Raw genomic sequence first — 23,201 nt, 5'->3', positions numbered from 1 at the left:
ATAGGTCGGAATTTCTTCCGACCATGACTGAGCCGAAGCTCGCTTTTTTATAAATAATATTAGTTGTATTAATTTTTTTTAACACCAAAAACAACTACGTACACATGACCAAAAGCATGTTGCATAACAATCTGTTAAACAAGTATTGTCTGTTGCTTTTTCATCTGGACATACATCACAACCCGAACGTTGATGCGTTCCAGCAACTGGTACAGGATTTGCAACACCTCCGCTAATTTCGTCTAAGTTTGATACTGCTCTTTTGTTTAATGATAATTTTTTGACTTTCTTTTTTTTCATAATGATTGAAATTTTAGTGGTTATTATTAAGTTTAACTATTTACGTACTTCAAGCAATCCGATTTGGTATTAGGGAAAAACTAACTGTTTACTGTGCAGTTACAAATTTATTGGTGCTGGATTTACTATCGTGCAGATATCATCATTTCTAGTAAGTTGGCAATTTACATGACATATGGTAAGTTCACACCACGTCATACATTGTGTGTTACATAAGCTCCTTGGTTCACAAATAGAACCCGGATGTCCAGACTGATCTAAGTTTACAATTCCTCCTGTCGTAGCATCAAGAGTAGCAATTGCTTTTTTCTGGAGTGTTAGCTTTTTGAGATTCTTTTTTTTCATAAGTATACGTTTTGTGGTTGAAAAAACTTATCTCAATATTAGCTTGTTTTTCAGTTGTTTGAAAAAAATTGTGACGAATGCATGTGTTTTGTGATGAATGAAGTTTGTATTATTTTTCGCTTTTTTCAAGATGTGAAAGCAATGAGGAAGTATAACTTTTACTTACAGGAATGATTTCTTTTAAACCGTCTAAATTTAGTACGATACGTTGTGAGTTTCCTTTGTGATTTACTACATGTTGAAGATTTACGTAGTATTGTCGATGACATTTGATAATGAAATGATATGGTTTTAGCTTTTCAGCAATAAAACGCAATGGCGCTCTGAGTAATTGTGGTTTTTTGTCTCCTATGGAATAGATTTCTACATAGTTTCCTGAAGCTTTTACATATCCAATTAACGATGGATTTACTTCTATACATTGATTGACTACAGGAGATTTTAAAATTATTTTTTTGTTTGGACTGATTGTTTTAGTTGGTGTAACCGTTTCAAGTTGTGTATTATTTTTTTGGACGTTTTTTGTTGTGTATAATTTATCTAATAGTATGGTAATTATAAATAACGGCACACTAATTAGTATCGATCTTGGAATGGTTACAAAAAGGTAATAGTTGGTTGCTACCTCGCCAACATCCATCATGAAACGATGATATACGGTTCCAATGAAACCCGCAATACTCATGATTGCTATGAGTAATAACCAATGATGATAGGTTTTCCAAGGTCGTTTTTCGTTGGCATATTTTAGTTTTTTGAAGATGAGCCAATACAGTCCATATATGACCAATGCCGTGTTGATTCCGTATCCGAGTTGAATGATTTTGATAGGAATTTCATATTTCGGAATGGCTAAGTAGTTATCATACGGATCAAATGTGTAAACAAAGACGGTTAATACAGCACCAATAATGATGGCAAGTTTTAGATAATAGTTTTGATTATCTATGAGTTGGTGTTTTTGCTGGAAGTAGTAGGTTAGTTTTTCCAAAGTGTACGTTGCTGAAATTTTGATGTGCTTTTTAAATTTACAAAATGTTTTAATTTTTATGGCGTGTATTGATAGATTTTGTGATTAAATCAACGATTTTGTGATGAATGAAGTTCGTAGGTGCGTAAGGGATTGAACGTTTGTTGAAGCTCCTTGGAATGCAATGGAGAGAGCGACTCGTGAAAGCCCGACCTCTTTTTTGGAGAGGTTACGCCCAAATTGTTAACTTTTATACATAGAACTTTTCGTTCCGTAGCGCTGCTATGAGACTCAAAAAAGCTGTCAACAGTACTTAAAATTGCTAATTTTCACCTAAATCCGAAAAATTTAAATGAGTTCATAAAAAAATCCCCTATTGTAAAAATAGAGGATTGTGAAATAGTTGTTTGCGTTTCTTGATTTTGCAACGTAAACAAGTGTATACATGCATACAAAAATTGTTAGGAAAAATAGAGAAATAATGATTCTACAGCTTTTCAAACTGTAAGCTATTTTTATGGAACGATTTACATTTAATAAAAAACTCATTATCAATTAAATAACTAATAATGAGTTTATTATAGTCGAAGTATGTATTTAGTTTTTACTAAAAAAGAATCTTATTCAATAGTAAGTTTTGGATCTACCATTGCATATTTTAATACTTTCTTATTCGTTTCATCAATTAGTAAAAGTTTTATAAAATATGTAACAGATGATCCAGATTTTGCAGTTACTCTAGCTGTGGTCTGAGGCACCGACACATTTGAACGATGTAAATGCAAATAATTTTCTGATTCATGCATTTGATTGAATGCGTTACTATCAATCGTAGTTGTCAACATTTCATGATCTACGGAAGCTATTGGCGTAAAATATTTGTTCCAATCTGTACTGTTTTGTTTGAAACCATACATGCAAACAGTTCTTGAAGTGTCTACTAGTGGATTAATTTCATTCAAAATCCATCTTACTTTATCTCCAGGCTTGATTGATAAAGAGAAATTATCTCCAATACCGCTAAATATTCTGTGATCATTATCGTCATCATTTGTAGCGGTCATTGTTACATTTTTATTCCAGCTTTTACTACCTCCTATTGGATATTCCCAAGTTCCTTTTCCACTTAAAGATGCAATATATTTTGTGTTTACTAAAACGTTTATTGTCCAAGTTTTAAAATTTTTATTTCCCATTTTTAATATATTTTAATTGGTTGTCCTACTCTATTTTGGCTTTTCGGATTCTGCCAGGTATTTATCTTTTTGTACGCGTGATACCAATTCGGCGTACTTCTCCAGAAAGGTTTTCAAAAACGCTTACAGTTACGGCTTCATTATAATCCAAGCCGACAACTTGTGCATTACAGAAAAAACTGTAATTGACACCATTTACAATTTGTGTCGCACAGGCAATTGGTGTATATTTTATTCCTACTAGACCTCTCATAGCTTCGTTAAAAACATCAATAGCTTTATTGTTAATATCAGTATCGTACGGTGTCCAACCACCAGCTATACTGAAATGTGTAAAATTCTCTCTTGAAAAGTTTTGTGTTGTATCGTTTTCCATTTTTTTAGTTCTTATTGTTTATTATATTATTTTGTTTGCGTTGTTACTCTTGCTCTTGTAATCTTACAATTTCAGCTAGCTTTTTTAGATCATCGATACCAGCAATTTTAGTTGATTTGACTGGTTGATTTGACTTTTTTTCCCACTCTCCTTGATGGAGATAAGAATAATTAGCTGTTCCACTTTCCCAATCATCATCTAAAAGGATACTTGCATTAAAATTTTCGCCAAAACTACCTTCCGTTCCCATGTATCCCTTCAAATGGATCATGACAAAACATTTTCCGTTAGTACATAAATAATCATATGTCCCTGCTACAATTGATTCGACTAGTAATGGAGGATTTTTTGACTGAAAAATAACAGATCTTCCATTGGCTTTCTTCGTTTCTGGCGTTACTCCCAAATTGACAGTACACATAATTCCTCCTATTGAGGGATTGCCTATTGCTAGATTTACTAAAAATACTTCAGGCATTAAACTTGACATAATTTCAAAATTTTAATTGGTTCTCCTACTCTATTTTGGCTTTTCGGATTCCGCGCTGTAAAGCGAAGTTATTGACGTCGATGTGTTGCTTTTACAGGGTAAATGTAGTGTGTAATAGGAAACGTAACGGAACTAATTCGTAAGTGAAGAGATATTTGTTATAAGCGATGAAATTTGAGGTATGAGTGGATTTTGCGTAAGGGATTGAACGTTTGTTGGAGCTCCTTGGAATGCAATGGAAAGAGCGACTCGTGAAAGCCCGACCTCTTTTTTGGAGAGGTTACGCCCAACGTATTAGCTTTTATAAATAGAACTCGTTTAAACTTTTTTAATTTGCCAAAAAAAGTTTAAACGAGTTCATAAAAAAATCCCCTATTGTAGCAATAGAGGATTGTGAGAAGTTAGTTTGATTGTTATTTACATAAAATATAATTTAATCTTTCCATTTGAGATTTAAAATTAAGGAGTTCATGAATTTTCGATTTTCAAGGATTCAAAAATTCTTAACGAAAAACCCTTGTTATACTTCAGAAAAGAAGAAGTACACTAGTGACTTTTATGCTAACTGACATTATTTACGATAGCGTAGCATCATATTCAAATACAAGAGCTTCTACTGCGCCCGTTGCAGAGTTTATAACGCCTGAAGTTGTTTTTACAGGCGACATGCGAACCCAAGAACCGCCGTAGATATCGCCAAAACCAAATGATCCCCATACTAGTTTTTGCGGAACCCAATCGCCTTCTTTTGTTGGCGCTATTAGATTGAGCGAATCACTGAATTCTTGTGCAATGTATTTTCCGCTTTTTACAGCTTCGTCGATGGCAGTTTCCCAATCGGCGTTAGTCATGAATTTCCCCACAAATACATCTTTTCCTTGCAAACCATCTATGATTTTGACAACAAATTGATCTTTTTGAGTTTTTAGCAATGTTATGATGTTGTGTGTTTTTCCTTGAAAGGTTACCGTTGCATTTGTTACAATTTCCGTCCACGGAATGCATTCAAGAATTAATTTGTTTTCTTTTTCAGTATATTTTCCTTCATTGGCAAGTCGTCTCATTAATGCAAGATTTCTTTTGTCACGCACGTACATCACGCCTAAATGATCTGGAAAGTAGACATTGTTCATGATGAAACCGCGAAAGAGATCTGGCGAAATGTCTCGCAAAGAGAAATCTAAAATCAAGACTCCATGCACTTGTTTTTCTTTGAAGTATAAACCATCAGCGCGCATTTTTAAAGAAGCAATCGTATTCATGTATACGTTTCCTCTTTTGCCTTTGCGTTTTAGTTCTTTTTTGAGCAATGTATCAAAGAAACTTGTAATTAACTCATTGTTTGCTTTTTCCGATTCTGCATCTGCTACTAAGAATAAATTTATTTCTGGGCTTTTTGTTTGTGTATATGCTAGCATTTGCTGTGCAATGAATTTGATATACAAGTCTTGCGATTGAATGAATTTGAATTGTTTCCCAGGCGTTTCATTTGATAAAACAGCATGCGTTTTTCTAATGATTGGCGCAAAGTTTTGCAATCCAATGCCGCCAATAGCAGATCCCATATTTACTTCTAAGACTTTAAATCCGTCTGTGGTTAAACTTAGGTCTAAACGACAACTTACAGGAACTTCGCGTTCTTGACACATTATGGCAAATTGCGCTATCATTTCGTCGCCATCAAAGTAAAAGTCTGCAATTTTTTTGACATCATTTTGAAAATACAGCTTTGGTGCTCTTTGCAATAGCTCAGGAATGAGCGTACTTATTTCTTCTAGTTTTTGATTTTGCGCTTTGGTAACCAATATTGGATATGCTGAGATTGGATATTTGAAATTTCGAAAAAGAATTGGCAATTCATCAGTATTTGTGTCTACTAAAGATGAAGTCTCTTTTGATGATTCCATAAAAGCGGTATAGGCATCTAATAAGATTGTTTGCTCCATAGTTGAGTGTTTTTTATGCAGTTTTAGAAAGAAAGTATATTCCAATAAAAGAAATACAGTAAGATGAGAACGTTAGAAAATAGAATGGTCGTTACAACGCCTGTGTTTGGTATTTTTCGCAATCGAATGATGAAATATACAACTGTGATACAGACTGTGACAAGAAAAATAGTAAGCAACGTGAATAGAAATTCAAACTGTTTTGGTATTCCGAAAGCTAAGGTATAAAAGTTTGTATCTACCGCATAAATAAGCGCATTTACAAATCCAAAAAGGACGATAACACCAAGTACAGAACAACTAATGAGCAGTAATTTCATTAATACGTTTGTTCGTTTCTTTTTCTTGAATAGTAATGGTATGAGATAGCCAAATATTGTAATGATACAGACTAATAACGCAATGAGCAATGGTCCAAAAAATAGAATGTCTGGCGCGCCAAAACTATTCCCCATTTTTGAAATTCTCTTGTCTACATTGATGTTGTTTATAAATGAAATTTTCCCTTGTGACAGGTTTGTTGCGGCATTCGGGTTTTCATGTGGTGCAGTAATGAATTGCGAAATGATATCTTTTGCTTCAGGGCTAAAACTAGATGCATGTCCCGTCGTTTTGGTGTGTATGATGTAAGATGTTTCAATTTTTGAAGCCAATTGTTCTCCGTTTGTTTCAGGCGTTATAGGATCGTATTTTCCCGTAAATAGTAAGGTAGGAACTTGTATATTTAGTGCCGTTGAATCTTTTTGTATGTTATTTTTCAATTTGGCATTCCATTGTTCACACACAACAAAATCGGATTTGTAGAATGCAATACCGTTGGATAGTTTGGTGTTTTTATTGTTTTCGGAATATACTTCTAGAGAATTGTTTGGAATAGTTTCATTGCAACTTACACAATAATACATTCCGTAATCTAATGATAAAGCGCCTGAAAACGCAACGACTAGTTCACTGAGTGCTTCTTTGTTTTCATTATTGAATTCGTAAATTAATAATGGCAATACTTCTATAAGTTGCTGATTGTACAATGCTTGATGAATGGCGATTTTAAAGTCTTCTGCATTGTATGTGAATGTTTCTTCTTCGATGATATTTTTATCAACTGCAACCGTAATTGGTTGTTTTTGAAGCTTTTCAATGGTTTCGTAATATTTATTTTCCAAATCAGGATACGATGCATTGCAATCTGGATCGTTTTTACAATCTTCAAACACTTTTGCTAAACTATTGCTGTAATTGATGGTGTTTTTTGTGTAATACGCTTCAATGTCAGCAATTGGCGAATCTAGAATTAGGTTTGCAACATCCGCTGGGAAATTGTTTGCATATACTTGCGCCATGTACGTTCCGTAAGAGATTCCGTAAACTGTCCAACTATCATACTGTAAATAGTTTTTAAGACTGTGTAAATCTTTGGCAATATTTCCACTGTGATAGGCGCTGATGTCAATTTCTTCAATCAGGAGTTTTCGTTGACATTTTAAAGCTGCTTTTGCTTTGTCGAGTTCGTCTTCAGCTGGTGTTTGATTTTTTGCTAGTATTTTGAGAAATTCATTTCCTAAGTCTGGACACAATCGCGGTTCAGATAAGCCAGTTCCACGAATATCAATTAATACAATATCGCTTGTTGCGCGCAATGGATGCGAAACCCAAGACCAAACAGAATTGATGGCTCCAGCTCCTGGTCCACCTTCTAAAACTACGATTGGACTTGATTTTTGATCAGCCGCAGCAGTACTTTTGATAACTGCGACCGCCAATTTTATGTTGTTCCCTGAAATGGTATCCCAATTTTCTGGTACTGATAAATATCCCCATTCTATCGGTTCTTTTTTTAGCATTTCGGAATTTGGATAAAAAGACTTCGTTTTTTCAAAGTCTTGTCCAAAAGATGCAAAAGCGAAAAGTACGAAAAGAGAGGCTAGTTTTATTTTTTTATACATGTGTAATGTTTAGTTCTTGAACTTCAAAAATTGATTATAGTATTTCGTATACAATGGCTTCTATAGCGCCTGTTGCGGAGTTGATAACGCCTACATCTGTGGCAACTTCAGACATTCGGACCCAAACACCGCCGTACATGGAATCAAATCCAAACATACCCCAAATAACTTTGTGAGGTGTCCAAGTTCCGTTTCTGTTTGGCGCCATGTATTGTTTGGAGTCACAAAATTCTTGTAAAATGAATTTTCCTGAATCCAAAGTTTCATCAATTATTTCTTCCCATTGGGCTTGTGTTAAAAATTTGCCTACAGAGACATCTTTTCCTTGTAATCCACTAAATGGTTTGATTACAAAATCATCTTTGTGTTGTATTAAATCTGTGACAGCGCGCATTTCGCCTTTGTAATTGACTAATTTGCTTTTGAGTTCTACTGTCCACGGCATACATTTTTTTAGCAATTGATTGTCTGCTTCACTAAATTTTCCTTCTTCTGCCAAAAATCGTAACAATGCTAAGTTTCGCTTGTCTCCATGAAGATGTGTGATTAAATTGTCAGGAAAATAAATTGTTCCCATCAAATATGCTCTGAATACAATTGATGGCACTTCTTTTTCATTCATGTCCAATATTCCGTGAATGCGTGATGAATTCAAGTAAACGTTTCCCTGTTTCATATACAAGTCGTCCACATTACTTGTAAATACATTCATCTTGAAATCTTTGTCTTTATGCACTTCGTTTACCATGTCTTGGAAAAACTCAAGTGTGTCTTGTGTTGCCATATTATCTTCCGCAGATAACGACAGAAATAGGTTGATTTCGTTGCCAATACCTGAAACACTTTTCAGCATTTCATCGGTAATAAACTCTATGTAATTTACAGGCGTATCTCTTGAAATGTACGCATCTTTTGTATCATTTTCGTGCAAAGGCAAATGATAACTGCGTATTTCTTCATCAAAACTTTGTACTTGCCAACCGCCAATAGACGATCCCATATTGGCTTCTAGCACTTTGAATCCGTCATTTGTACAGGTGACATCCAAACGGCAAGACGCGATCATTTGTTTTTCCTGACACATCATGGTAAATTCTGCAAGTGTCGTATTTCCTTCTAAGTAAAAGTCTGCAATTTTTTGAATGTCATTATTAAAATACAATGTTGGTATTTGTGCAATGAGTTTCGGAATTCGGACACTTAAAAGTTTTACTTCTTTTGCCATTTCTTTTTCTAAAAGTACTGGCCAAGAACTTACAGGATAATGATATTTTTTGAAAATATGTGGAACGTTTGCCAGTTCACTTTTGATGATGGAAGGCAATTCAGCATTTTTTGGTTTGATGAATTCGTCGTGTTTGGAAAATAGAATGCTTTCCATAGAAGTTGATTTCATATCGTATAGGGTGTTAGTCGCTTTAAAAATTAAAATCGATATCCACAACATCTTCAGATTCAAATGGTAATGGAATTTCAATTTCTGAAAGTTGTTGTATCGGATTGTGGATCAATTGGTTGATGAGTTTTTGATATTTTAACCAAATCCATTGTATGGTATCTTGTGTATATTTTTCCGTGTTGTATGAGAGTTGCAAATGCAAGATTTTGTCAATAATTGCAAAGTTGAATAGCAACGGAAGTCTGCTATATTTCACATCAATTGGAAATGCTGTCAGTTCACTTTTTTCTATAAAAATGGTTTCTTTGTATGAGAAATCTGTGTTTTGAAAAGCTATTAACACATCAAATAACGCATGTTGTTGCGCAGTGGAGTTGTTTTGAAATTCATCCAATTGCAACATCGCATTTTGAACATTTTGCAAGGTTTTTTCAAATGTATCTGTCGCTGCCAATTGTAGTCGCAACGGCATGGTTTTTACAAACATTCCTAATATGTTTTCCGTCGCTGGATGATTTCTTCCTGCATTTACGGTTCCAATTAATATATCCGTATGATGGCTTAACTTGTAAATTAGAATGTGCAATGCTGTAGCCAAAAAGTTGTGCATGGTGGTTTGCTGTTGCTGAACAAATTCCAACATGGTGTTGGTTTCAGCTTGACTGATATTTATGGCGTACTGATCGCCTTTGTGTGTGTTGTTTTCTGGATGGAAATCTGCTCTAAAGCTTTCTTTCGGTTGGTAATTAGCCAGATAGTTTTTCCAAAACGTATTGCATTGTTCGGTATTAGTGTTGGATAACGTCCATTCTGAATAGTCTTTGAATTGCAATCGTTCTGCTGGATTTTCCGCATGTCCCACAGCAGTATATTCTTGAATAAAATCGTGTGTAAGCAACGCTAACGACCAACCATCAATACTAATATGATGCGAACAGAAAATCATTTTAACAATGTTGTTATGTTCTTTAATCAATAATAATTTGAGTAAACAATCTGTTGCCAAATTGAACTCTGCATGTATAAAATTCTCAATTACTTCTGAACTTTCAACACTTTCATCTTCAATGATTTTCACTGAAAAATGATGTTGATTTTCAGGTGTTATTGTTTGAAACACATTGCCATTCTCTTCTATAAAATTTGTTCGAAGAATTTCGTGCTTTTGTATCAATCTTTCCATCGCTTTTTGAATCCGTTCTGCATTCAAATCGCCTTGAACATTAAAACCAGCTACCATATTGTACGCTATTGAAACCGCGCTGTATTGTGAAGCCAACCAAATAGCATGTTGAGAAGCTGTTACAGGATATTTTACCTTTTTTATGGCTTTTGGTATGTTTTGATTTTCGGTACTTTTTGATGCATGTGTTTCTAAATAGTTCGCTAATGAAGTAATTGTTGGATTTTCAAAAATCGTTTTTAGACTAATGGAATACGAAAGATTTGTATTGATTGCATAGACTAATTTTACAGCGTTTAACGAATGTCCGCCAAGTGTAAAATAATTGTCATCAATGTGTATATTTCCTTCATAATGAAGCGTTTCCCTCCAAAATGTACGTATTTGTTTTTGTAATGCTGTAAGTTCCGTTTGTTGTTCTTTTTCAGTTGTTGTTGAAATCGTTTTTGCCTGAATCAATGCTTTACGATCCACTTTTTTATTCAACGTCATCGGAAATGTTTCCAACGTTGTAAATAACGAAGGAATCATATAAGATGGTAATTTTTTCTGCAATTCGTTTCTGCAAGTTTCTATTTGAAAAGTATCCGTTGTTGGAATGATAAATGCCGCTAAAAATGCTTCTTGATCGTTGTTTTGTTTCGGAACTACGATGGCTTGTTTTACTGTGGAAAGCGAATTTAATTTTGATTCAACATCTTCTAATTCAATACGATAACCTCTTATTTTTACTTGGTTATCATTTCGTCCACCAAAGATAATTTCGCCTGTTGCTGTCCAATAGCCAACATCGCCTGTTTCGTAAATTCGTCCGTTCCCAAAGGGATTTTTGATGAATTTTTCATTGGTCAGTTCTTCATTTTTATAATATCCAAGTGCCAACCCATCGCCTCCAATGTATACATTTCCAAAAGTTCCTACAGGTAACAATTGTAAATCATTATCTAAAATATAAAAGTGTGTGTTTGCAATGGGTTTCCCAATATTTCCAGCGTCTTCCGCAGTTTCTAATTGTTTTATACTAGACCAAATTGTCGTTTCTGTCGGACCGTACATGTTCCAAACTTCATCACATTTTTCTAGTAATGTAGCGGCTAAATTTTTACTTAATGCATCTCCACCACAGAGTATTTTTAAGTCTTTACTTCCACTCCAACCTGCATTGAACAACGATTGGTAAAAACTTGGTGTCGCTTGTATGATGCTTGGTGCTACCTTTTTGAGCATGTTGATAATCGAATCTGGCGAAGCTAATGTGTCGCGATTTGCCATGTATAACGTAGCTCCCGAAATGAGTGGTACAAAGAATTCTAAAATCGAAATATCAAATGAATACGTTGTTACGGAACATACCGTATCTATCATGTGTATTCCTGGCGATTTTTGCATGCTTACCAAAAAGTTTAGTAACGATGCATGTCCAATTTCAACACCTTTTGGATTTCCCGTAGAACCTGATGTGTAAATAATGTATGCAGTTTCGTATTTCGGTATATTGACTACATCAACTGGAATTTCATGTACACATGCTTCAAAAAGTTGTGCTGTTGTAAGTGTTTTATGAGTTGATGATTGCAAAAAATGATCAGGTTGATCGCTAATAAGTACATCCAATTGACTGTGATCTATGATATATTGCAAACGTTCTTCTGGAAACGTAGGATCGAGTGGAATGTACGCTTTTCCAGCTTTCATGATTCCTAAAAGTATTGCAATCAATTCCGTAGAACGCTCTGCCAACACTCCAATGGCCGTCACGTTTGTAGCTTCCTTTAGGGAATGTATGTATGCTGCAATTTGATCTGATTTTTGATCTAATTCAAGATAACTGTATTCACTTTTGGAATCGTATACCGCAATTTTGTCTTTTAATTTGTCTACTTGCGTTTGAAACAGCTCTAGAAATGTATGGTCTTTTGGATAATCAACAGTTGTGCTATTGAAATCAACGAGCAGCTTTTCTTGTTCCGCTTTTGGCAAATAGTTGATATTTTTTAGCGTATTTGAAGGATTTTTGAGTAAATCGTGCAGTAAGGTTTCAAAATGCGTCGTTACATGTTGTATGCTATCTGCATCAAAGTAATTGATGTTGTAATCAAAATCAATGGTTACATCTTCTTTTTCATCAAATTCACGAATATAAATGGCAAGTGCCACGCGTTCCGATTGATGTGTCAACGGAATTACCGTAGTTTTGGTGGTTCCGAAATTGTGTGAATAGTTTTGCTTTTCATACGAAAGTGTAATGTTGAATATTTTTTCTTTTTCATCAAAAATACCTAAAGTTTGAATGAGTTTTCCAAGTGGCAATCGCTGATGACGGTAATCTTGTCGTAATTGATTTTTTATGTTTACGATTAATGCTTCAAAGGTTTCTTCAAAATCTAGTTGTATGCGCAACGGCGAAACGCCCATGAACAATCCGACTGTTTTTTTGAAGATGGATTTGCTTCTGTTTAAAACGGGCAATCCGATAGCAAAGTCCTTGTTTTGCTTTTTTCGACCAAAATAGACATATAAAATAGCAAGAATAGCGTGAAAGGTTGAAGCTCTGTATTGTTTGGCTAATTCCGCAAGTTCATCATAGGTTGTACGAGTTATTTTTAAAGATTCCCGACTACTTTTATGAATGTTTTGATGTGGATTTTTCTTTTGAAATAGATTTTCAGGAAGGTTTGAGAATTTCGTTTTCCAATAGTTTTTATCTGCTTCAAATGCTTCTGAACGTTCATATTCCGCATCATTAGTTACAAAATCCTCATACGTAAAAGGATATTCCGAAGTAATTTTTCCCGTTTCTAAAATTTCATTGTAGTTTTTTACCAAACGTTGAAACATGAGCGAAGTTCCCCAACCATCCGTAATAATGTGATGATATACCGAAAATAAGTAATGAAGTTCTTCGTGAACTTTGATCAAGATAAATGTGTGTAAAAACGACGTTCCTGTAAATTGAAACGGTTTTACAAATTGTTCCTGCATAAAAGTATTGGCAACTTCATCCGCATTTTCTTTCGTTGAAAAATCAATACATGTTAAGGTATATTTTTCCTGTGAAACGACTGTCGCTTCAACAACACCATTGGTTTCTTTGAATAGCGTTCGATACGCATCATGCTGCCGAATTAACCCATCATACGCCTTTTGAAACGTTTCTGTGTCAATTGTACCTTCGATCTTAATCTTTGCGCCAATGTTATATATTGGGTCGTTAGGATATAAGAGTTGTTCGTAATATACGTCGTATTGCGGAAGCGTAAGTTTCATAGAAGTGTATGTACGATGTTTGTTTTTAGTGAATTGAGCGTAATTTTATTTACTCAAAAAAAGTATTGATTTTGTTTGGATTCTCGACTGCGCTCGAACTGACAAATAGCTGATATTCATATGTTTTTTCGGTTTACAACCATTCTTCATTCATGAGACTGTTTTTATTTTCGACACGTACATCTTTGACGATTTTTCCGTAATCAAATTTTATAATTCTGTCTGCTTTATGAAAATACGCGTCATCATGCGTAACCGCGATTATCGTTTTTCCTTGCGCTTGCAGTTTTGGAATGAGTTCTTCATAGAAAAATTTTCTAAAATGTGGATCTTGATCTGCTGCCCATTCATCTAACACTAGAATTGGTTTTTTTTCTAAGAGTGCAAATATGAGCGACATACGTTTACTTTGTCCTTTTGAGAAGTTTCTTCGTGCGGAATCTTCTTGATCGTCCAATACAACTTCGTCCAACTCCATAGTTTTCAAGAGTTCTTTGTATGCAGGATTGTCTTCTGTCGTAAAGTTTTCGTAGTTTTTAGAGAAGATGTAATTATTTGTAAATACTGCTGCCGTTAGGTCTTGAAGCTTTTCTTTTGTGTTTTCTTCTACAGTTCCATTGAGCAATAATTCGCCTTCCGTATTTGGATATAATCCTGTCAATATTTTTATAAATGTACTTTTCCCAGAACCATTTCCACCTACAACAAAAGTGACTTCGCCTTTTTGGAATTTTAAATTGATTGGTCCTAAAGAGAAATTGTTTTCATGCGTATCATTGTCATAGCTAAATGAAGTATTTTTGAATTCGATAGTCGAAAATTCGTCAGTTACTTTTCGTTCTTCTACTGCTTTTATGTTTTCAATTTCAAAATCTGCTCTGAATGCTTTTAAACGTCTGTGTGCTACAAAAAACTGTGTGTATGAATGTTGCAAGTCCATCAAACTCGTTATTGGAGCCGATATGAAAAGTAAAATTACAACATAGGCAATGATATCTTCTCGTTCTAAAAGTCCAAATTGTGGCAACACAAATAGTATGAATGCCATGACAATGTAAAGTCCGTATTTTGAGATGAGTCCGATGAAATAAAAGGCAAGACTCACTTTATAATCTAAGCTTTCCGCGTTGTCACGATTGGGAATTAGAAAGCGATTCATCAGGTTTTTCCGTCTGAAATAGTTTAGTTTTAATTCTTTGAATCCTTTTACAACATCATCTACATATTTGTAATATTCGTCACTATACGAACGAAGTTTTGCTATTTTTTTCGACATTACTCGCATGACCACAAGGAAAGAACCTGCAACAATGACAATTAAAACAATAACAATACATGCAGAAGTCAGTGAAAGTGTAAACATGTATGCCAAATACAGAATTAGCATTAAAACTGCATTGATGGTATTGGTAATTGTAAACGGTAAGGTTGAAAATGTTCGTAAATCTTGTACCGCCGTGTAAAACCGTTGTGGTCCGAGCGTTTCGAGTCGTATGAGTGGAATTTCAAGTATTTTTCCAAAGAGCTTTTTTTCTTCCCTATATAAAATACTGTACGTAAATTTATAAAGTTGCTTTTGAAATATAATGTTTAGCAAATAGCTGTATGCTACTAATGCTATAAAAATCATTCCAATATAATCACGCAAGAAATCTTCATTGCCTGCAAGTGCATTATTTATAATGTATATAATTCCAAAACTTAATGCAGTATTGAATAGCGAGTATATACTGATATAAAAAATATTCTTAAATGTAAATTTGAACATCATCGTCTTTGCGCGTTTTTCTTTTTGAATGATTGATTTCGGTTATGATTGCGTACGGATCGTAAAGGCATGAATTTCGCCCAATACAGGAAAGAAAGAATCCATTGCCGTTTGTATGTTTGCCGTTTCTAGGAATTGTTTGGAATCGTATGCTACAGGACATTCAATCATAATTTTATTGACACCTTTTTGCAAATATTCCTTTGGAATTTCTACGACGGCTTTTTCCCAAGTACTACTAAATGCAAGATTTGGAAGCTGTTGTGCTTTTGAATTGATGTATATTTTGAGTGCGCCATCTTTTAGATACGCTGGAATACGATATACAATATTCACTTCTAGATTGTCCGTTCCTGTGGTTACAATGGTAAATTCGGTTGTGTCATTGCGAAGTTGCACATAATTTCTAAAAGTTGTGCTATTATAGGAATTGTATCCTTTTAGCTTGTAAAAAGATTGTAAAATGTCTAATGGTTTTTCTGTGATTCCATGTTCCGCAATGCGAATTTTTTGAAGTTCATCTGTATAATTGTGTCCTATACTTTTTAACGCATCCACGATTGTATCGAGCAACTCGATATCGATCAGTTTTTTTCGTGTAGGATGAATTAGTGACATGCCGCCTTCATATTGCTCCATGTGTCCGCCAACAATCACTTTTTCAAAAGCTCCACAAAGAATCGTTGATGCTTTTCGAGATGTGAAATCTATATATTGCAACATTATTTCTTTTATTTCAGGATACAATGCAACTGCTTTTTGACAATGATAAGCAAGTATGTGTTTTGGTTGTGAAAAGTGTGCATTGTGAATTGCCGCGCAAAAATGTGCTACAGCTGCCGTTGCATTGGTTGGCTTTACAGCCGAATCGGGAATGTTTTCTATTGAAATTTCCTTATCTGTGAGCGTTTCAATAACAGTTTTTGCCGTGTGTTTCATTGCCAGTTTGATTCCTTTTTCGGAAAGATGACAATAATCTAAATACAGTTCTTTTCCTGCCACTTCATCGCTGTAGGTGTCTGCAAATAGTTTGTGCAGATCGATGTATGCAATGTTGTGTTGTGTTGCCGTTTGAATGAGTACATCGCGAATAATTCGGAAACATCGTGGCTTTGGACTTATTCCTCTTCCAAATAATATGGTATCTTTTGATTCGTCTAAACATTCACGTGCCGCCGCAAATTGTTGTTGTTTGATGTAACTTTCCGCTAAGTATTCAAAACCTGTAGGATTTGAAGGATCTAGCGCCACCATTCGTTCTGCGGAAGCATTAAATTCTTCATCATTTTGGTTTGCAAGTGCAATATCGGCTGCATTTTTTGCGGCAATCCATTCCTGAATTTGATTTCGTTGTAATCGGGTGAGTATTTTTTCAACATCATCACTTTTCCAATCTAATAAGTTGAATCCTGGAATGATAATAACTAACGGAATATTGTATATTTTACTTGTTTTTACAAGCGTTTTCAAGTAGTGCTGAACTATTTTTTCAAGTTTATTTTCGGTATACACTTTTACACCTTGATATCCTTCTTTTGCATAGATTTCTTCTATTTGCTTGTAATCATCTGTTGTTATTTCATCATATAGTTTGTGAACCCAATTGTTTCCAGCAAATACAACTATTTGATCTGGTTTTAGCTGTACACATGATTGTGTGAGTTCTTGCAATTCGTCAATGAGCAAACTGTTTTTAGACAAATCAATTACTTCTACGCCGTTGAACTCATTGCTTGCTTGTAACACACCTTCTAATTCTTTGGCTACCGAATATTTTGGTGCATAAAAGTAACCTCTTGCGACCGATTCGCCCAGCAAAAGAATTCGTTTTTTATATGTTTTTTCTGGTAATTGATTCACATTTGCCCACGAATGCCATGCTGCATATTTTTCTATATCTCGTTGATATACAGTTTGTCCGTTGACGGTTTTCTTTTTCCAAATACCAATTGAATCTGATTTCCCTACACGATTGCGACGTGCTTTGTTTGTGCTTTTTCCAGTCAATGAAGTCGAAACGCCTATTTCTTCAAACAATGCATTAATGGCGTCCATATCTTTTGGTTTAGCCATGAGCAATTGTGATAATGCGGTTGCTTTTTCTTTTAATATATCTGTTGTATTTTTCAATTTCTCTGCTTTAAAATTTATATAAACGTGTACACGTCGTGCTCAATACCACTTTTTGCTTGGTTGACATCATTTTGTAAAAAGAGTCGTAGCAAATCGAAGTTATTCTGACTACGATCAATGATAAAATCGCCAAGTACTAAACAATCAATATCAGTGTTTACAAAGCATTTGATGGCATCTTCTGGCGTGCATACTATTGGTTCGCCACGAACGTTGAACGAGGTATTGAGCAGTATTGGACATTCCGTAATTTCGTCAAAAGCTTTGAGCAATTCGTAAAAACGTCCATTTGCTTCCTTCGTTACAGTTTGCAAACGTGCGGAACCATCGACATGTGTAATGGCGGGAAGAAATAGTTTGGAAATTACCTGACAGGTTTCAAGCATAAACGGCGATTCGTGATCAATGTCAAAATGCTCCATCGCTTTTTCGTGCAATGCAGCTGGTGCAAACGGTCGAAATCCTTCTCGTTTTTTTACCATAGCGTTGATTCTGTCTTTCATTTCAGGATTTCTAGGATCTGCAATTATGGAACGTGCGCCAAGTGCTCTTGGTCCAAATTCCATACGTCCTTGAAACCATCCAATTACTTTTCCTTCGCTGAGTCGCGTTGCAATCTCTTTCATGAGATTTTTTTCATCGCCAATTAAGTTTTGATAGTTGATATTCGTTGCGCCAAGCAGTTGTGCTATTTCTGTACTTGAAAATGAAGGTCCAAGATATGCATGCGGAAGTCGTTCGTTGTTTGGTCGTTTTCCTGTACGTTGCACATATGCCAACGCAGCAGCTCCAAGTGCGCCACCAGCATCATTGGATGACGGTTGCACAAATAGTTTTTTGAATTTCGTATTTTTTAAAATTTTACCATTTGCAACACAGTTTAGTGCAACGCCGCCCGCCATACAAAGATTTTCTGCACCTGTTTTTTCGTATAAATAGTTGGCTTTGGCAATGAGTGTTTCTTCTAGTACAACTTGTAAACTTTTGGCAACATCCATGTGAAATTGTTCCATTTCCGATTCTCGTTCTCTTGGAGCTCGCCCGAATAATTCTGGCAACAAATCGGTATACATTTTAGTTCCCTTTACAAAGTCAAAATATTTCATATTGAGCTCAAACTGACCTTCTTCTTGTAATGCTATCAATTCTCTAACTTGATCGACGTACAAAGGTTTTCCGTATGGAGCCAAGCCCATAACTTTGTATTCTCCGTTGTTGACTAAGAATCCTAAATAGCTTGTAATGGTGCTGTAAAGTAATCCTATAGAATGTGGAAAATGTACTTCTTCAAAGAGTTCTATATGATCGCCTTTTCCTATTCCATATGTTGTTGTTGCCCATTCTCCTACTCCATCAACCGTAAGTAATGCCGCATTATCAAATCCTGAGAAATAGTAAGCACTGGCTGCATGAGACGCATGATGATCTACATAGATAATGTCGCCTTCAAACCCTAATACGTTTCTAATTTCGTCTTCTACTTTGTTGAAATTTGTTTCTTTTAGCGTACTATCATTTTTGATGAGTCCACTCCAAATTTGTCGTGCTATTTTTTTCGTAGGATCTTCATAAAATGCAATACAATTGACATCTTTTATGGTAATTCCTGCTGCTTCTAGGCAATAATTTAGTGCGTGTTTAGGAACAGAAGGATCAAATTTTATACGTGTAAAGCGTTCTTCTTCTGCAGCAGCGATTAGTTTTCCTTCTTGAAGAATACAGCAAGAAGCGTCATGATAAAAGGCCGATATTCCGATGATGTTAACTTTCATAAGATTGGTTTGATAGTTAGTTTATGAGTATGGAGGAGTTTTTTGTATATTTTTTGTGTATGCTAAATGTGTCGTACATGTCTTGTGGTTTGATTTTTAAAGTACGTGGTAAAGAATTCCGTATGATCGAACATAAAAAAGTGATTTCCCGTCAATTTTTTGATGGTTACTTTTTTAGTGGTCACTTCGTTCCAACCTGAAATTTCTTCTTCCGTAATGTCTTCTTCAGAACCGTAAAACACATCCATAGGAATATTTATTTTTTCAGCAGTTTCATCATAGGCATAGCCTTCTACACATTTGTAATCGGCTTTTAAGATTGGTGCGAAGAAGTCAATCAATTCAGGTTCGTTGCCTATTTCTTTCGGAATTCCGCCAAGTTTTGTGATTTCTTCCCAAAATTCAGCATCTGGTAAGTTAGACAAGACTTTTTCTTTGGTGTATTGTGGACCTTTTACACCGTTAATGATCAGTTTTGCAGGTAATGGTAATCCTTGTTGTTCAATTTTTCGACAGATTTGATAAGCTACCATTGATCCCATACTGTGTCCGTAAATGATGTATGGTTCTTTCGTAGCGATTTCCTTTTTAAGTTTAGGATATAAATCTGCTATGACAGCATCTAAATTTGACAGTAATGGTTCTGCTATTCTGGCGCCTCTTCCTGCATATTCTAAAACAATCGTTTGTAAGTCTTTTGAAAAGAAAGAGTTAAACGAATATTTGTTGCCGCCAGCAAATGTAAATATGATGATTTTCATATTGTTTGTATAGTTTTCTGTGTGTTCGTTTCCTAAAGTTCTATTTGTTTGTACGTTTTGGTATCATCTTTCACGTTGCTTTTCTTTAGTGCTATGTGCGCGGCTAGTAATGATATGCTTGTCATTTCAAACATGGTTCTGATATCAAGTTTCATGTCTAAATCTTTGTTGATTCTAGAAACCATTCGTACCGCGAGTAGTGAATGTCCTCCGAGCTCAAAGAAATTGTCTAGCACTCCAACTTTTTCAATTCCGAGTAATTCTTGCCAAATGGCTACCAATTGTGTTTCTATTGGCGTTGATGGCGCTACATACGCAACGCTTTGATAGGCAGTATCATCAATTGCAGGCAATTCGTTTTTCGCAACTTTACCATTTGTAGTTAACGGAATGCTTTCTAATTGCATGTATAGTTTCGGAACCATGTACTCAGGCAATTGTGCTTCCAAAGCGGTTTGAATTGCCTTTTTGTCAATTTCTTCAGAAGCAACAACATATGCAATGAGTTGTTTTCCATCCGTTTCATCGTCAACGGCTATGACAACTGACGTTAGAATGGTTGGAAGCGTATTGATGGTGTTTTCAATTTCTCCAAGTTCTATACGATAACCTCTTATTTTAACTTGATCATCAATTCTGCCTAAATATTGAAGCGTTCCATCTGATAATCGTTTGGCTAAATCACCCGTTTTGTATAATTGTGTTCCTTGTTTGAAAGGATTTTGAATGAATTTTTCTTGCGTTAATTCAGGAGCGTTAAGATATCCTTTTGAGAGTCCTTTTCCGCTGATGCATAATTCTCCAGGAACTCCGATTGGCACCAAATTCGTATGCATGTCTACAATATAAATTTCTATGTTAGCAATTGGATTTCCAATAGAGATGTGATCCGAAGTGACTTCATAAGTCATACAACCAACCGTAGCTTCTGTTGGACCGTATTCATTGAAGATTTTAATGTCAGGATTGATGCCTTTTAGAGTTTCTATATGATTCGTTTTGAGTTCTTCTCCTCCTAAAATTGCGACTTGTAACGCTTCACTTTGAATGTCAACTTCTTTGAGTAAACTGACGTGAGAAGGTGTCATTTTGATGCAGTTTATTCCGCTTTCGATGTAATCGTATAGTATGGCAATGGTATCTTGCGTATCGTCAAATACCGTAATACAACCGCCGTGTACAAGTGGTAAAAAGATGCTTGTAATGGTTAAATCGAACGATGGCGAAGTAAAGAGTCCAAAGTTTGCCTGAATATTTTCATCTATATACGTACTTTTTGCAGCTTGTATGTAGTTTGTTAACGAATCGTGCGTTATTGGCGTTCCTTTTGGCGTTCCTGTAGAACCTGATGTATAAATAATGTACGCGGTATCTGCTAATTCTACTGTAGTGTTCAGCGTTGTAGCAAATTGAGCAGCATCAAATTCTACGTCAAGTGCCAGTAATGTTCCTTTGTAATAATCTAACTCAAACATGTAGTTTGTATCAGCTATTAAGAGTTGTATACCTGCGTTTTCAAGAATGTATTGCTTGCGCGAAACTGGATATGTTGTATCAATTGGAACGTACACGCCACCAGCTTTTAGAATTCCAAGAATTGTGAGTATATATGCTTCACTTCTATCTAAATGAATTCCGACAGGATCGCCTTTTTTCACATTGTATTCCGATGCCAAACAGTTTGCCAATTGAGTTGATTGCTCGTCTAATTCTTTGTATGTCAATTCAATTCCGTCAAAATCAACCGCAATTGCTTTCGGATTTTCTTTGGCCTGTGCTGCAAATAATGCTAAAATGGTTTCTTCTGCGTATGCAACTTCGGTTTTATTGTATGTTTCAATTAACTTCTGTTGCTCTTCCGAAGATAGAATTTTGTTGTGCTGTGTCGTTTCGTTTTGATGGTACAAATAGTTATGTAAGAACGTATCAAAGTATTCGAAAATGTCTTCTAAACTATGACCCGATTTGAATGCACGTGACTGACTGAAAGAGATCATCATTTCGTCTCCTGTGACATTCACGATGAATTCTAAGAAAGTATTTGTACGTTCGAAACCGTTTACGGCCAAATCATCTACTTGCATTTGTGCCAGATTTTGTTCAAACGCTTCGTCTTCCATCAAATTGTCAATTACGTGAAAATCTACATAGTTGAATAAGATATCGAAGAACGGATTTTGTTCTGCACTTTCTTGATGCTGTTTCGCGATTTCTAATAGTGAATAACGATCTTTCCCTTTGAGTTCATTCAGAGACGATTCTACGGAAGTGATATATTCCATCCATGTTTGCGTATGTACATGCTCCATATTGAAACGGAATGGCGATGTGTTTAGGAAACAACCGAGTAATTTATCGCCGTCTTCGGCAATTGGTCTGCGATGCGCCACAGTACCAACTGTCATGTCTTTTTCGTAAGAAAACAAGCTTAAAACGTACAGATATCCAGCAAAGAATAGACTTTTTGGTGTTAAATGATCTGCTTTACATTTCGTTAAAATTTCAGTGTAGAACTCTTTTGTGTACATTTTGTTCGACTGATGGTAATAACGCTCTTCCGAAAGAACATCTAAACGTTTGTGTCCTTTTAAGCGATCTTTCCAGAACGTAATATTTTCTTCATTGCGAAGTTCTAATTGATCGGAAATGACACTTTCTTTGATGCCAATTGCCAGCGAAGTTGATTGGTATGTGGCATCTTTTTCCAGCGCTAAATAGGTTTCCATGAGTTCTGAACGGAAACTTTTGTCGGACCAACCATCCATAATCGCATGATGAAATTGATAGACAAACATATTGTCCGCTTCGCTCATTTTGAAGATATGAACGCTCCACAATGGTACTTTGGTCACATCAAACGGACGTTGCTCGCGCTCATCTATTAAGAATTGATTGATATGATCTTGCTTTTCTTCGTGAGTTTTGTTGCTAATATCAACGACTGCAATACCAACCTCAACATTTTTATGGATAATTTGTACTGGATTTTCATAGTCGTATAGATGGAACGATGTGCGCAATGTTTCGTGTTTACGTACTAACATTTGCAATGCTTTTTCCATCAAAGTGATGTCTACTTTTCCGATTTGCGACACCATTTGATCGTGGTAAATTCCTAATTCGCCATCCAAACGCATGAGTTCACTTGTCAACACCATTCCGACTTGAATGTCACTCATTGGATAGACATTTTCGATCGTTTCTTGATTTGGATGACTGTTGCGAACTGACAACGCCGTTTCTTCTATTTCTTTTTCGATAGCTAGATATACTGATGTTTGATCTTCTTTGTGGTCGCTTTCTATCAGCGTGACTAAACTCGCAATGGTTGGCGCTTGGTAAAAACTTGCAA

The 23,201-nt window shown here is 35.4% G+C and carries 15 protein-coding genes; all 15 read right to left on the bottom strand.

What is annotated here, in order from left to right:
- Positions 1 to 78: 78 nt before the first annotated feature.
- Positions 79 to 300 (bottom strand): hypothetical protein, encoded by a 222-nt coding sequence (locus tag AA089_RS21505; RefSeq protein ID WP_046759080.1) that lies wholly within the window; start codon positions 298 to 300, stop codon positions 79 to 81.
- 99 nt (positions 301 to 399) lie between these two features.
- On the bottom strand, positions 400 to 645 hold the full coding sequence (locus AA089_RS21500) for a hypothetical protein (protein WP_046759079.1): 246 nt from the start codon (positions 643 to 645) through the stop codon (positions 400 to 402).
- Between the two features lie 109 nt (positions 646 to 754).
- Positions 755 to 1,636: a LytTR family transcriptional regulator DNA-binding domain-containing protein gene (locus AA089_RS23940; protein WP_053002622.1), complete on the bottom strand. Its 882-nt coding sequence runs from the start codon at positions 1,634 to 1,636 to the stop codon at positions 755 to 757.
- Positions 1,637 to 2,235: 599 nt separating this feature from the next.
- Positions 2,236 to 2,811 (bottom strand): AidA/PixA family protein, encoded by a 576-nt coding sequence (locus AA089_RS21490; protein WP_046759078.1) that lies wholly within the window; start codon positions 2,809 to 2,811, stop codon positions 2,236 to 2,238.
- 61 nt (positions 2,812 to 2,872) lie between these two features.
- Positions 2,873 to 3,187, bottom strand: a complete 315-nt coding sequence (locus tag AA089_RS21485; RefSeq protein WP_046759077.1) for a hypothetical protein — start codon at positions 3,185 to 3,187, stop codon at positions 2,873 to 2,875.
- A 43-nt stretch (positions 3,188 to 3,230) separates the two neighbouring features.
- Positions 3,231 to 3,677, bottom strand: a complete 447-nt coding sequence (locus AA089_RS21480; RefSeq protein WP_046759076.1) for a DUF1842 domain-containing protein — start codon at positions 3,675 to 3,677, stop codon at positions 3,231 to 3,233.
- Positions 3,678 to 4,252: 575 nt separating this feature from the next.
- A complete protein-coding gene (locus AA089_RS21475) occupies positions 4,253 to 5,623 on the bottom strand; it encodes a hypothetical protein (RefSeq protein ID WP_046759075.1) in 1,371 nt (456 codons plus the stop codon).
- Positions 5,624 to 5,646: 23 nt separating this feature from the next.
- Positions 5,647 to 7,566: an alpha/beta hydrolase gene (locus tag AA089_RS21470; RefSeq protein ID WP_046759074.1), complete on the bottom strand. Its 1,920-nt coding sequence runs from the start codon at positions 7,564 to 7,566 to the stop codon at positions 5,647 to 5,649.
- A gap of 34 nt (positions 7,567 to 7,600) precedes the next feature.
- Positions 7,601 to 8,962, bottom strand: a complete 1,362-nt coding sequence (locus tag AA089_RS21465; RefSeq protein WP_156169190.1) for a hypothetical protein — start codon at positions 8,960 to 8,962, stop codon at positions 7,601 to 7,603.
- 22 nt (positions 8,963 to 8,984) lie between these two features.
- Positions 8,985 to 13,415 (bottom strand): non-ribosomal peptide synthetase, encoded by a 4,431-nt coding sequence (locus AA089_RS21460; protein ID WP_046759072.1) that lies wholly within the window; start codon positions 13,413 to 13,415, stop codon positions 8,985 to 8,987.
- 133 nt (positions 13,416 to 13,548) lie between these two features.
- Positions 13,549 to 15,186, bottom strand: a complete 1,638-nt coding sequence (locus tag AA089_RS21455) for a cyclic peptide export ABC transporter (protein WP_241480025.1) — start codon at positions 15,184 to 15,186, stop codon at positions 13,549 to 13,551.
- Positions 15,187 to 15,225: 39 nt separating this feature from the next.
- A complete protein-coding gene (locus AA089_RS21450; protein ID WP_046759071.1) occupies positions 15,226 to 17,313 on the bottom strand; it encodes a hypothetical protein in 2,088 nt (695 codons plus the stop codon).
- Positions 17,314 to 17,330: 17 nt separating this feature from the next.
- Positions 17,331 to 19,088, bottom strand: a complete 1,758-nt coding sequence (locus tag AA089_RS21445; protein ID WP_046759070.1) for a carbamoyltransferase family protein — start codon at positions 19,086 to 19,088, stop codon at positions 17,331 to 17,333.
- A gap of 62 nt (positions 19,089 to 19,150) precedes the next feature.
- Complete coding sequence (locus AA089_RS21440) at positions 19,151 to 19,849, bottom strand: thioesterase II family protein (RefSeq protein WP_046759069.1); 699 nt, start codon at positions 19,847 to 19,849, stop codon at positions 19,151 to 19,153.
- A 32-nt stretch (positions 19,850 to 19,881) separates the two neighbouring features.
- Positions 19,882 to 23,201, bottom strand: a 3,320-nt coding sequence (locus AA089_RS21435; protein WP_046759068.1) for a non-ribosomal peptide synthetase, incomplete at its 5' end; no start/stop codon positions are given.

It is taken from the genome of Kordia jejudonensis, from assembly GCF_001005315.1.
Classification (GTDB): Bacteria; Bacteroidota; Bacteroidia; order Flavobacteriales; family Flavobacteriaceae; genus Kordia; species Kordia jejudonensis.
The sequence above is the reverse complement of the archived record's forward strand: the minus strand, read 5'-3'. Positions and strand labels throughout refer to the sequence as shown.

Excerpts from the sequence above, each read along its gene's own strand:
- AA089_RS21465 (WP_156169190.1), bottom strand. The coding sequence starts at position 8,962 with ATGAAATCAACTTCTATGGAAAGCATTCTATTTTCCAAACACGACGAA.
- AA089_RS21455 (WP_241480025.1), bottom strand. The coding sequence starts at position 15,186 with ATGATGTTCAAATTTACATTTAAGAATATTTTTTATATCAGTATATAC.
- AA089_RS21475 (WP_046759075.1), bottom strand. The coding sequence starts at position 5,623 with ATGGAGCAAACAATCTTATTAGATGCCTATACCGCTTTTATGGAATCA.
- AA089_RS21445 (WP_046759070.1), bottom strand. The coding sequence starts at position 19,088 with ATGAAAGTTAACATCATCGGAATATCGGCCTTTTATCATGACGCTTCT.
- AA089_RS21485 (WP_046759077.1), bottom strand. The coding sequence starts at position 3,187 with ATGGAAAACGATACAACACAAAACTTTTCAAGAGAGAATTTTACACAT.
- AA089_RS21440 (WP_046759069.1), bottom strand. The coding sequence starts at position 19,849 with ATGAAAATCATCATATTTACATTTGCTGGCGGCAACAAATATTCGTTT.
- AA089_RS21490 (WP_046759078.1), bottom strand. The coding sequence starts at position 2,811 with ATGGGAAATAAAAATTTTAAAACTTGGACAATAAACGTTTTAGTAAAC.
- AA089_RS21500 (WP_046759079.1), bottom strand. The coding sequence starts at position 645 with ATGAAAAAAAAGAATCTCAAAAAGCTAACACTCCAGAAAAAAGCAATT.
- AA089_RS21480 (WP_046759076.1), bottom strand. The coding sequence starts at position 3,677 with ATGTCAAGTTTAATGCCTGAAGTATTTTTAGTAAATCTAGCAATAGGC.
- AA089_RS21460 (WP_046759072.1), bottom strand. The coding sequence starts at position 13,415 with ATGAAACTTACGCTTCCGCAATACGACGTATATTACGAACAACTCTTA.
- AA089_RS21470 (WP_046759074.1), bottom strand. The coding sequence starts at position 7,566 with ATGTATAAAAAAATAAAACTAGCCTCTCTTTTCGTACTTTTCGCTTTT.
- AA089_RS21505 (WP_046759080.1), bottom strand. The coding sequence starts at position 300 with ATGAAAAAAAAGAAAGTCAAAAAATTATCATTAAACAAAAGAGCAGTA.